This is a genomic window from Serratia sp. MF1(2023) (assembly GCF_030954545.1).
GTDB lineage: Bacteria > Pseudomonadota > Gammaproteobacteria > Enterobacterales > Enterobacteriaceae > Serratia > Serratia sarumanii.
The window spans coordinates 101167-113575 of the sequence record NZ_JAVHUX010000014.1 but is presented as its reverse complement, the minus strand read 5'-3'; the positions used below and the strand labels follow the sequence as shown (position 1 = coordinate 113575).

The window sequence follows — 12409 nt, the reverse complement described above, 5'->3', positions numbered from 1 at the left end:
TTGACTTAGTGGATTAATACAACGTGCTGGATAGAATTAAAGTCTGTTTTACCGAAAGCATCCAAACCCAGATCGCGGCGGCGGAAGCATTGCCGGACGCCATTTCCCGCGCTGCAATGACGCTGGTTCAATCCTTACTCAACGGCAACAAAATCCTGTGCTGCGGCAACGGCACCTCGGCGGCCAACGCGCAGCACTTCGCCGCCAGCATGATCAACCGTTTTGAAACCGAGCGCCCCAGCCTGCCGGCCATCGCCCTCAACGCCGACAACGTGGTGCTGACGGCGATCAGCAACGATCGGCTGCACGACGAAGTGTACGCCAAGCAGGTGCGCGCGCTCGGGCACACCGGCGACGTGCTGCTGGCGATTTCCACCCGCGGCAACAGCCGTGATATTGTGAAAGCGGTCGAGGCGGCCGTTACGCGCGATATGACCATCGTCGCGCTCACCGGCTACGACGGCGGCGAGCTGGCCGGGCTGCTCGGCCAGCAGGACGTCGAGATCCGCATCCCGTCGCACCGCAGCTCACGCATTCAGGAAATGCATATGCTGACCGTAAACTGCCTGTGCGACCTGATAGACAACACGTTATTCCCCCACCAGGACGATTAAGGAACTGAGATGAAGCTAAAAGCCACATTTGCAGTGCTGTCCAGCGCCCTGCTGTTGCAAGGCTGTATCGCCGGCGTCGTCGTCGGCAGTGCGGCCGTCGCCACCAAAACCGCCACCGACCCGCGCAGCGTAGGGACCCAGGTGGATGACGGCACGCTGGAAGCCAGGGTCGAAAATGCCCTGAGCAAAGACCAGCAGTTGAAGAAAGATGCCCGGGTGGTCGCCACCGCCTATCAGGGCAAGGTGCTGTTGACCGGCCAGTCGCCTAACGCCGATCTCACCGCGCGCGCCAAGCAGATCGCCATGGGCGTGGAAGGCACGAGCGAAGTGTATAACGAAATCCGTCAGGGCACGCCGGTCAGCCTGAGCACCGCGTCCTCCGACACCTGGATCACCACCAAGGTGCGTTCGCAGCTGTTGACCAGCGATACGGTGAAATCGTCTAACGTGAAGGTCACTACCGAAAACGGCGAAGTGTTCTTGCTGGGCCTGGTCACGCAGCAGGAAGGGCAGTCGGCGGCGCAGATCGCCAGCCAGGTCAGCGGCGTGAAGCACGTCACCACCGCCTTTACCTATGTGAAATAATCCGCTTGGCGGGAACGGCGCCCTGCCGTTCCCGCCCGTTTAATCCAGCGAGTTCTCGCGTAAAAACGCTTCCCCGCCCAGCTGCCGCATCTGGCGCATGATCCACTGTTGACGCTGCACCACATAGCCGGACGGCGCATCGGCCCTGAAACGATGCGGATTCGGCAATACCGCCGCCAGCAGCGCCGCCTCGGCCGCGCTCAGCCGTTTAGCCGGCTTATGGAAAAAGCGCTGTGAAGCCTCCTCCACGCCGAATACTCCGTCGCCGAACTCGACGATGTTCAGATACACCGTCAGAATGCGCCGTTTGGTCCACACCAGCTCGATGCCCGACGTCAATCCGGCCTCCAGCCCTTTGCGCAGCCAGCTGCGGCCATCCCACAGAAACAGGTTCTTGGCGGTTTGCTGCGACAGCGTGGAGGCGCCGCGGATGCGCGTCGGGCGCTTCTCGTTGTGGCTGAGCGCCTTTTCAATGGCCGCCACGTCGAAGCCCCAATGGTCTGGAAACTTCTGATCCTCCGCCGCCATCACCGCCAGCGCCATTTGCGGCGAGATGTCGTCCATCGACACCCAGTCCGAATGGGCGACGTAGCCGAAGTCGCCGCTCAGCCAGGCGCTGACTTGCCGCTCCGCCATCACGGCGGAAAACGGCACCGGCAGGAAGGCGAAGAGCACAATGCCCAACGCCCACAGGCCGAGGAACGCGATGACGCCGCGCTTCAGCCAATACCACGGGCGCAGCCGCCGCCATCCGCCGAGCGATTTTCTCATTCAGCCAGTTCCAGCACCCGCGCCACCAGCTTATCGATGCCGAGGGCCGCCTGCGCGATCGACGGCGCCAGCATATAGGCCGGCGTGGTCACGATCTTGTGATCGCTGTCCACCACGATGTCGTCCACCGGGCAAATCACCGGTTCGCCGCCCATGGCGTCAATCACTTCTCCCAGGTCCGGATCGTTGCCAATGGTCAGCCGCGCTTGTTGATCCAGCAGTTTCGGCAACAGCGCCGGCGCGATGCACATCAGGCCAATTGGTTTGTTGGCCTTATGCATCTCGCGCGTCAGGCGCGCCAAATCTTCATCGACCCAACATTCCGCGCCGGCTTCGGCGAAATTGCTGAGGTTCTTGGCGGCGCCAAAGCCGCCGGGCACGATCAGCGCATCCAGCTGCGCGGCCTCCGCCAGCGCCAGCGGCTGCACCGCGCCGCGGGCAATGCGCGCCGACTCAATCAGGACATTGCGCGTCTCCGCCATCTCATCACCCGATAAGTGATTAATAACATGGCGTTGTGGTTTATCAGGCGCAAAGCACACCGCCTGCGCGCCGGCACGATCCAACGCCAGCAGCGTCAGCACCGCTTCATGGATCTCCGTACCGTCATAAACGCCGCTGCCGCTGAGGACTACACCCACCTTTTTCATCACTCTTACTCCTGTCGCTGCTGTCAACTGGTTCGTGCTCGGAGTTGACAAACACTAATCTACATCACACATTTTAATGAATCTTCTAACAAGAGCGCTTACATTTGCTATGTTGTTGGCTGTATGATGTTTAGGAATTCGCTACAACCTGCTCGACCAGAACACTGAAACCAATACGCAGGTTCACAATTTCCCTGGTGTTGGCGCAATATTCGCGCACCCCGGCTTAGGTCGGGGTCATTTTTTTTCAGCGTTCTCTACCCAAGCCCTCAGTACCTGCACGTCGTTGCGCCACTCTTGCTTCAACTCATCCACCCAATCCTGCACGTTATCCCACCAGGCCGGCAGCGTCGGCGTTTGAATCTGCTGCGCCAGCTGCTGCAGATGGCGCAGACCGACCGAACCGGCGGCGCCCTTGATCTTGTGCCCTTCCTCGGTGATGCCTTTCTGATCGCGCGCCGTCATGTTGGAGTCCAGCACCGCCAGATAGCCCGGCATCATCTGTTCGAACATCTCCAGGCTTTGGTGGATCAGCTGCGGGCCAACCAGATCCATGTACTGTTCCAGCATCGCGGTATCGAGTAACGACTCATTAATCTGCATCGCCTTGTGCTCCGTTTTCTTTGAAGTGTGAGAAGGTTGATGATCCCAATAGTGTTTGATGACCTGGGTCAACGCCGGCACCGACAGCGGCTTGCTCAGCACATCGTCCATGCCCGCCTCGAGGTACTCTTTTTTGTCTTTCAGCACGTTGGCGGTCAGCGCAACCAGCGGCGGCAGCGCCTGCCCGGCGTAGCGCTCACGCAGCGCCCGGGCGATGTCCAGCCCGGTCATGTCCGGCAGTTGAATGTCCAGCAGCACCAGATCGAACTCGTCCGGATCGAACATCGCCAGCGCATCGTGGCCGTTCATCGCCACTTCGACGCTGTTGCCCAGCTTCTCCAGCACCGAGCGCGCCACGATCACGTTCAGTTCGATATCCTCCACCAGCAGGATGTGCAGCGCCGGCAACGGCAGCTCCTCTTCCTCCGGCGCCGCGCTGACGGCTTCCTGCACCGCCGGCGCCTGGATGGTCAGAGTGAAGCAAGAACCGTGCCCCTGTTCGCTGCGCACGGTGATGTCGCCGCCCATGCTCTGCGCCAGCCGCTTGGAGACCGCCAGCCCGATGCCGGTGCCGGTGGCCGGGCGGCCGCCGCGCTGATCTTTCACCTGGTAATACATGGCGAAGATCTTGTCCTGCTCGTCCTGCGGGATGCCCATGCCCGAGTCTTCCACCTCGAACACCAGCTTCTCCTGCGCCTCGCGCCGCACGCGCACCACGATTTGCCCCTGCTGGGTAAATTTCACCGCGTTGCCGATCAGGTTCCACAAAATCTGCCGCAGGCGCGTGCCGTCGGTCACGATCTGCTGCGGCAGCGGCGTTTGCGGCTCCATGATGAACTGCAGCCCTTTCGGCTGCGCCAGCAGGCCGGAGAGATTCTCCAGATCCGCGAGGAAACCGGTGAAGTCTACCGGCTGGTTGTCGAGCTGCACCTTGCGCCGCTCGAGCTTGTCCATTTCGATAATGTCGTTGAAGATATTGCCGAGGGTGATGGCGCTGACGTGAATGGTCTTCAGGTATTTCAGCTGCTCGTCGTTCAGCTCGGTATCGAGCAGGATGCGGCTCAGGCCGACGATGCCGTTAAGCGGCGTACGCAGCTCGTGGCTGATGGTGGAGATAAAGGTGGTCTTCTCCCGGCTGGCGTTCTCCAGCGCGTCCTGGTAGCGCTTACGCTCGGTAATATCGCGGCCGAAGCCCATCAGCCCGTGGCGTTTGCCCACCCGGTCGTAAAACGGCACCTTGCGCAGTTCGAAACAGGCCTTGCGGCCGTCGGGATACACCAGCCATTGTTCGTAGGTCAGCGAGACGTTGTGGCGGAACACCTTCTCGTCGGTCTCAATGACCTTTTCGGCGATCTCCTGACCGTAGACGTCGAACGGCGTCAGGCCGATCAGCTGCTTCTCGCTCTTGCCGGTCAGCAGCTCCATCGCGCGGTTGCAGCCGGAGAACTCTTTGTCTTCGTTGCGGTAGTAGACCAGGTCCGGCGAGGCGTCGAGGAAGGAACGCAGCAGCGCCGACTGCTGGCCCAGCTCAATCTGCGCCAGCTCGCGCTGTTCCATCTCTTCCGTCAGCTTCTCCATCACCTGCAGGCGCTCTTCTTCCGCCTTGATGCGATCGGCGATCTCCTGATTCAGCTGGCTGATATTGTCTTTGAGCTGCTGATTGAGCTCCAGATCGCGGTGGCGCATCTCTTCCAGCTTGTCCACCAGCCGCGCCAGCCGTTGGCGCGACTCCTCCAACTGCTCCACCACCACCGAGAGGAAGTAGACCGCCCACGGGGTGATCAACAGGCCGAAGAAGATTGAACGCACCACGTCGATGCTTTCCACTTCGCCGCGCAGCAGCATGGTCACCGCCATCTGCACCACCATCGCCAGCACCACCAGCGCCGAGGCCAGCAGCAGCGAGAAGCGCACCAACCCCAGTTTCACCATTAAATCAACGTAGTACTGGGCCAACACCCGGATTTGCTTCATAGCGGCTCCCATCAGACACAATCTTTTGAATCATACCGTAAATTTTTCCGCCGTGTCTGAGAGTCAAGTCTTGCTAACGGAAAATAGCGGCGTCTGGCGTGCATCGGGCGGTTCATTGCCGTCGACACCGTGGAAAAGCACGTTGATCAATCCGCTCATACTTAGGGATTAATCACTTGTAACTAAAAGACTTTTTATGTGACGCACCCCACACCTCAGCCGCTTGAGAAGGCCTTTCCGTTAATATATTAATGATGCACCGTGCATGACGCATGCTTTAGCAGACACGGATAGCGAAGCCCTGAGGCTTGAAGTAAGGGAAAGGATGTTATCCCGCGGTTTACTTTCACCGGCAGCAGCGTTGTGGCCAGCCCGGCAGGCTTCCTCATTTCCCTGACGTGAGGATTGACCATGTTAACCATCTATCGCACTACCCTGTTCGTCCTGTCTTTGACCGTTATTTTGCCCCTGAAGGCCGCCACTGCCGTGACCGGCTACCTGAGTGCAGAGCAACGGCAAATCGCCACGCTGTTGCCGCCGCCGCCTTCAACGGATACGCCGCAGAATCGGGCGGATCTGCAGGCAGTGCTGGCCATTCAGGCTAACCGCACGGCGGAACAAATCGCCAAAGCCAAGCGGGATGACCACCTGGAAGACGCCGCCTTCCCCTTCGCCCGCGAGATCTTCGGCCCGACCTTTACCGTCGATCGCCATCCGCTCACCGCCGCCCTGTTCCGCCGGGTCTATCAGGACTTTGAACAAAGCCTGATGCCCGCCAAGGCCTTCTATGGCCGCCCGCGCCCCTATGAGGCCGACAGCCGCGTGAAACCGCTGCTGCCGCCGCCGGAAGGCGATTCCTACCCTAGCGGACACGCGATGGACAGCTACCTGACGGCGCTCCTGTTGGCGCAGATGGTGCCGGAAAAACGCAGCGCGCTGTTTGAGCGGGCGGCAAGCAATGCGCAAAGCCGGGTGATTGCCGGCGTTCACTACCCGAGCGATCTTGAAGGCGGCAAGTTGGCGGCGACGGCGCTCGCCGCACGACTGCTGGCGAATCCGCAACTGCAGGCCGATCTGCAGCGCGCCCGCGTGGAGGTGCGCGCCAACCTGCAGTTATAACGTCGGTGAATAATGCAGGGCGGCATCCAGCGCGCTGCCCTGCCCGCCGTATTGCTGCAGATAAGCGCCCACCGCCTGCATGCCGCGCCAGCGGTTTTCGCACCACAGCGGCGCCAGTAGCGTAGGCCGACGGGCGCTGGCGGACAGGCGGTGATACACCACCTCGCCCGGCGTGTGGCGGATCATCTCCCCGGCGCTGAAGGCGTAATCTTCCAGCGCCAGTTCGGGCAAGCGCCCGGCGCGCCACGCGCGGGCCAGGGTGCTGCCGGTAACAACGTGCAGCGGATGCAGCTTGATGCCATCCACGCCGCTCTCCACCACCCGCTGCAGCGTGAGCAGATGATCGCGCTGGGTTTCTCCCGGCAGCCCGACGATCAGATGGCAGCACACCTTCAGCCCGCGCTGCCGAGCCCGTTGCGCGGTCTGCTGATAGCAGCGGAAATCATGGCCGCGGTTGATGCGTTTGAGCGTTTTATCGTGCGCCGTCTGCAGCCCCAGTTCCAGCCACACTTCATAACCCTCTTCGCGATACCCCGTCAGCAGATCCAATGCGGCGGGCGGCACGCAGTCCGGGCGAGTGCCGACGCACAGGCCGACCATGTCGCTCTGCGCCAACGCCTGCCGATACATCGACGCCAGCAGTTCGACCTCCGCATAGGTGCTGGTATAGGCCTGAAAATAGGCCAGATAGCGCCGCGCCCGGTCGACCCGCGCGGCCTGTTGCGCCAGCTGTTCGGCGATGCTCTGCCGCTGCATCGCCTCATCGGCGAACGAAGCGACGTTGCAGAACGTACAGCCGCCGCGCCCCAACGTGCCGTCGCGGTTAGGGCAGCTGAATCCGCCGTGCAGCGTGAGTTTATGGATCTTTTCGCCATAGCGGCGCTGGAGATCTGCGCCAAACATATTGACTAATTGCGGCAACTGCATAATCTTGGTGATTCTCTGTGTTCAAAGCCGCGATGCTAATAAGAAACGGCTTTTCCCGCGATGACAGAGATCAACGCTTTCCCCGCAAGGCGCCACCAGGCATAACTATTCATCATAAACGCAAATCAATTCACTATAATTCTGATGAATTATTCTAATCGTCACGCAACCGTTAACGGCAATATGACAACACGGTGAAAAATAGTCATAAACATCAACTAAGCAATATCTTATAGAATAAAACTCTGCCATTAACCCCCGCACTAGCATGGTGCAGAGATTAAGGGGTTGCACTATAGTGAGACAGCTCACACTTCTGCGGGGATCAGCGTTGCCCCACGATAGTGCAAAAATGCATTAAATACCTTATTTTTCAAATAAATAAATACCATAAATTCGATAAGAATCTATCTTAAGCCCACATTTGACCTGCGAATTCTTTCTCGCTAAGTTGGAAGTCCGCTGGAAGCTTTCTGGACGGGCAAACGTCTCGTCATATTTATGCAGTAATTGAAGACTCCCTCTTAAAACAAGTCCTATACCACTTGTGAGACCGTCACGAGAGGCCATTGATGGAGGGCGGAAAAGCAGATTGGCGGGGTTAACTTGCTGATTGGACTTCTGCCTGAAATTGGGAAGCCCCCTCGCAGTAGGTTGTGAGAGTCACGCAGAGCCTGGGGAGGTTCACGATATGTTGTACGATAAATCCCAAGAGAGGGACAACTGTGGTTTCGGCCTGATCGCCCACATAGAAGGCGAACCTAGCCACAAGGTGGTGCGCACCGCCATTCACGCGCTGGCCCGCATGCAGCACCGCGGCGCGATCTTGGCCGACGGCAAGACCGGCGACGGCTGCGGCCTGTTGCTGCAAAAACCCGATCGCTTCTTCCGCATGGTGGCGGAAGAGCGCGGCTGGCGTTTGGCCAAGAACTACGCCGTCGGCATGATGTTCCTCAGCCAGAATGAAGAGGAAGCGCGCCTCAGCCGCCGCATCGTGGAAGAAGAGCTGCAAAACGAAACGCTGTCGATCGTCGGCTGGCGCGAAGTGCCAACCAACCCGGACGTGCTGGGTGAAATCGCCCTCTCCTCCCTGCCGCGCATCGAGCAAATCTTCGTTAACGCCCCCGCCGGCTGGCGCCCGCGCGATATGGAGCGCCGCCTGTTCGTGGCGCGCCGCCGCATCGAGAAACGCGTGCAGGACAACAGCTTCTACGTCTGCAGCTTCTCCAATCTGGTGACGATCTATAAAGGCCTGTGCATGCCTGCGGATCTACCGCGCTTCTATCTCGATCTGGCGGACCTGCGCCTGGAATCGGCCATTTGCCTGTTCCACCAGCGCTTCTCCACCAACACTGTGCCGCGCTGGCCGCTGGCGCAGCCGTTCCGCTACCTGGCGCACAACGGCGAAATCAACACCATCACCGGCAACCGCCAATGGGCGCGTGCCCGTACCTACAAATTCCAAACGCCGCTGATCCCGGATCTGCAGGCCGCCGCGCCGTTCGTCAACGAAACCGGCTCCGACTCCAGCTCGCTGGACAACATGCTGGAGCTGTTGCTGGCGGGCGGGATGGATCTCATCCGCGCCATGCGCCTGCTGGTGCCGCCGGCCTGGCAGAACAACCCGGACATGGACGGTGATCTGCGCGCCTTCTTCGACTTCAACTCGATGCACATGGAGCCGTGGGACGGCCCGGCCGGCATCGTGATGTCCGACGGCCGTTACGCCGCCTGTAACCTCGATCGCAACGGCCTGCGCCCGGCGCGCTATGTCATCACCAAAGACAAGCTGATCACCTGCGCCTCCGAAGTCGGCATCTGGGATTACCAGCCGGACGAAGTGGTGGAAAAAGGCCGCGTCGGCCCCGGCGAGCTGATGGTGATCGACACCCGCAGCGGCCGCATCCTGCACTCGGCGGAAACCGACAACGATCTGAAAAGCCGCCATCCGTATAAAGAGTGGATGGAGAAAAACGTCAAACGTCTGGTGCCGTTCGAAGATCTGCCGGACGATCAGGTCGGCAGCCGCGAACTCGACGACGCACAGCTCGAAACCTACCAGAAACAGTTCGGCTACAGCAGCGAAGAGCTGGATCAGGTGATCCGCGTGCTGGGCGAGATCGGCCAGGAAGCCACCGGTTCGATGGGCGACGATACCCCGTTCGCCGTGCTCTCCAGCCGGCCGCGCATCGTTTACGACTATTTCCGCCAGCAGTTCGCGCAGGTCACCAACCCGCCGATCGATCCGCTGCGCGAAGCGCACGTCATGTCGCTGGCCACCAGCATCGGCCGTGAAATGAACGTGTTCTGCGAAGCCGAAGGCCAGGCGCACCGCCTGAGCTTCAAATCGCCAATCCTGCTGTACTCCGATTTCAAACAGCTCACCACGCTGGAAGGCGAATACTATCGCGCCGAGACGCTCGATCTGACCTTCGATCCGCAGCAACAGGATCTGGAGCAGACCATTCGCGCCCTGTGCGACGAAGCGGAACGCAAGGTGCGCGAAGGCGCGGTGCTGTTGGTGCTGTCCGACCGCGCCATCGCGCCCGGCCGCCTGCCGGTCCCGGCCCCGATGGCCGTTGGCGCCGTGCAAACCCGCCTGGTAGAGAAAAGCCTGCGCTGCGACGCCAACCTGATCGTTGAAACCGCCAGCGCCCGCGATCCGCACCACTTCGCAGTGCTGCTCGGCTTCGGCGCGACCGCCATCTACCCGTACCTGGCCTATGAAACCCTGGCCAAGCTGGTGGACAGCCAGGCGATCGACAAGAAATACCGCGACGTGATGCTGAACTACCGCAACGGCATCAATAAAGGCCTGTACAAGATCATGTCCAAAATGGGCATCTCGACCATCGCCTCTTACCGCTGCTCCAAGCTGTTCGAAGCGGTCGGCCTGCATCGCGATCTGGCGGATCTGTGCTTCCAGGGCGTGGTCAGCCGCATCGGCGGCGCCAGCTTCAGCGACTTCCAGCAGGATCTGCAGAACCTTTCCAAGCGCGCCTGGCTGAAACGCAAACCGCTGGAGCAAGGCGGCCTGCTGAAATTCGTGCACGGCGGCGAATACCACGCCTACAACCCGGACGTGGTGAACTCGCTGCAAAAAGCGGTGCACAGCGGGGAATATAGCGACTATCAGGCCTACGCCAAGCTGGTGAACGAGCGGCCGGTCGCCATGCTGCGCGATCTGCTGGCCATCACGCCGAAAGGCGAACCAATCCCGGTCGATCAGGTTGAACCGGCGGAGTCGCTGTTCAAACGCTTCGACACCGCGGCGATGTCGATCGGCGCACTGAGCCCGGAAGCGCACGAATCGCTGGCGATCGCCATGAACGGCCTCGGCGGCTTCTCCAACTCCGGCGAAGGCGGCGAAGATCCGGCGCGCTACCGCACCAACAAGGTGTCGCGCATCAAACAGGTGGCCTCCGGCCGCTTCGGCGTGACGCCGGCCTACCTGGTGAACGCCGACGTGATCCAGATTAAGGTGGCGCAGGGCGCCAAACCGGGCGAAGGCGGCCAGTTGCCGGGCGACAAGGTGACTCCGTACATCGCCAGACTGCGTTACTCGGTGCCGGGCGTAACGCTGATCTCCCCGCCGCCGCACCACGACATCTACTCGATCGAAGATCTGGCGCAGCTGATCTTCGACCTGAAGCAGGTCAACCCGAAAGCGGTGATCTCGGTGAAACTGGTTTCCGAGCCGGGCGTCGGCACCATCGCCACCGGCGTGGCAAAAGCCTATGCCGATCTGATCACCATCGCCGGTTACGACGGCGGCACCGGTGCCAGCCCGCTGTCCTCGGTGAAATACGCCGGCTGTCCGTGGGAACTGGGCCTGGTGGAAACCCAGCAGGCGCTGGTGGCCAACGGCCTGCGCCACAAGATCCGCCTGCAGGTGGACGGCGGCCTGAAAACCGGCGTCGACATCGTCAAGGCGGCGATCCTGGGCGCGGAAAGCTTCGGCTTCGGCACCGGGCCGATGGTGGCGCTGGGCTGTAAATACCTGCGCATCTGCCACCTCAACAACTGCGCGACCGGCGTTGCGACTCAGGACGACAAGCTGCGCCGCGATCACTACCACGGCCTGCCGGAACGCGTGACGAATTACTTCCAGTTTATCGCGCGTGAAACCCGCGAGATCATGGCGCAGCTGGGCGTGAGCCAGCTGGTGGATCTGATCGGCCGCACCGAGTTCCTGACCGAGCTGGACGGCATCTCCGCCAAGCAGAACAAGCTGGATCTGGCGCCGCTGCTGAAAACCGCCACGCCGCATCCGGGCAAAGCGGTGTACTGCACCGAAAGCAGCAACCCGGCGTTCGACAAGGGCCTGCTGAACAAAGAGCTGCTGGCGCAGGCGCAGCCGCATATCGAAGCGAAGCAGGGTAAAACCTTCTACTTCGACATTCGCAACACCGACCGCTCCGTGGGCGCCATGCTGTCCGGCGCAATCGCCGACGTGCACGGCGATCAGGGCATGGCGGCCGATCCGATCAAGGCGCACTTCTCCGGCACCGCCGGGCAGAGCTTCGGCGTCTGGAACGCCGGCGGCGTCGAGCTGACCCTGACCGGCGACGCCAACGACTATGTCGGCAAAGGCATGGCCGGCGGCAGCATCGCGGTGCGTCCGCCGATCGGCTCCGCCTTCCGCAGCCATGAAGCCAGCATCGTCGGCAACACCTGCCTGTACGGCGCCACCGGCGGCAAGCTGTTCGCCGCCGGCCGCGCGGGCGAACGCTTCGCGGTGCGCAACTCCGGCGCCATCACCGTGGTGGAAGGCATCGGCGACAACGGCTGCGAATACATGACCGGCGGCATCGTCTGCGTGCTGGGTAAAACCGGCATCAACTTCGGTGCGGGCATGACCGGCGGCTTCGCCTACGTGCTGGACGAAGACGGCGAGTTCCGCAAGCGCGTGAACCCGGAGCTGGTGGAAGTGCTGGATGTCGATCAGTTGGCGATCCATGAGGAGCACCTGCGCGGCCTGATCACCGAACACGTGCAGGCGACCGGCTCTTCCCGCGCGGAAGAGATCCTGGCCAACTGGCCGGAGTGGGCGCCAAAGTTCGCCCTGGTCAAACCGAAGTCCAGCGATGTCAAAGCGCTGTTGGGTCACCGTAGCCGTTCCGCAGCCGAGCTGCGGGTGCAGGCGCAGTAAGAGGTAGGTCATTA

General features: G+C 61.2%; 8 protein-coding genes. 4 read left to right on the top strand and 4 right to left on the bottom strand.

What is annotated here, in order from left to right; translation table 11 throughout:
• The first annotated feature begins 23 nt into the window (after positions 1-23).
• Together diaA and dolP are read left to right on the top strand one after the other, a co-directional pair.
• A complete protein-coding gene (diaA, locus tag REA38_RS08470; RefSeq protein ID WP_004937103.1) occupies positions 24-614 on the top strand; it encodes a DnaA initiator-associating protein DiaA in 591 nt (196 codons plus the stop codon).
• 9 nt (positions 615-623) lie between these two features.
• Positions 624-1199 (top strand): division/outer membrane stress-associated lipid-binding lipoprotein, encoded by a 576-nt coding sequence (gene dolP, locus REA38_RS08465; protein ID WP_033636114.1) that lies wholly within the window; start codon positions 624-626, stop codon positions 1197-1199.
• Between the two features lie 39 nt (positions 1200-1238).
• Here dolP and mtgA read toward each other — a convergent pair whose 3' ends face one another.
• The 3 genes from mtgA to arcB all read right to left on the bottom strand — a co-directional run bounded on the left by mtgA (position 1239) and on the right by arcB (position 5197).
• Positions 1239-1970: a monofunctional biosynthetic peptidoglycan transglycosylase gene (gene mtgA, locus REA38_RS08460; RefSeq protein ID WP_060429154.1), complete on the bottom strand. Its 732-nt coding sequence runs from the start codon at positions 1968-1970 to the stop codon at positions 1239-1241.
• Positions 1967-2620 carry an isoprenoid biosynthesis glyoxalase ElbB gene (elbB, locus tag REA38_RS08455; protein ID WP_047570433.1) on the bottom strand — a complete coding sequence of 218 codons (654 nt, stop codon included), beginning with the start codon at positions 2618-2620 and terminating at the stop codon, positions 1967-1969. Before elbB ends, mtgA begins: the two co-directional genes overlap by 4 nt.
• Before the next feature lie 237 nt (positions 2621-2857).
• On the bottom strand, positions 2858-5197 hold the full coding sequence (arcB, locus tag REA38_RS08450) for an aerobic respiration two-component sensor histidine kinase ArcB (protein WP_033649005.1): 2340 nt from the start codon (positions 5195-5197) through the stop codon (positions 2858-2860).
• 411 nt (positions 5198-5608) lie between these two features.
• On the opposite strand from arcB, the gene REA38_RS08445 reads away from it, so the two are divergent.
• Positions 5609-6316, top strand: coding sequence for a phosphatase PAP2 family protein (locus REA38_RS08445; RefSeq protein ID WP_033649004.1), 708 nt, complete (start codon positions 5609-5611; stop codon positions 6314-6316).
• On the opposite strand, the gene REA38_RS08440 is transcribed toward REA38_RS08445, so the two are convergent.
• Positions 6311-7243: a TIGR01212 family radical SAM protein gene (locus REA38_RS08440; protein WP_041036817.1), complete on the bottom strand. Its 933-nt coding sequence runs from the start codon at positions 7241-7243 to the stop codon at positions 6311-6313. The two genes, REA38_RS08445 and REA38_RS08440, sit on opposite strands and share 6 nt — an antisense overlap.
• 691 nt (positions 7244-7934) lie before the next feature.
• Between REA38_RS08440 and gltB the strand changes: the two genes are divergently transcribed.
• Positions 7935-12395 carry a glutamate synthase large subunit gene (gltB, locus tag REA38_RS08435; RefSeq protein ID WP_039569401.1) on the top strand — a complete coding sequence of 1487 codons (4461 nt, stop codon included), beginning with the start codon at positions 7935-7937 and terminating at the stop codon, positions 12393-12395.
• Positions 12396-12409 lie beyond the last annotated feature (14 nt).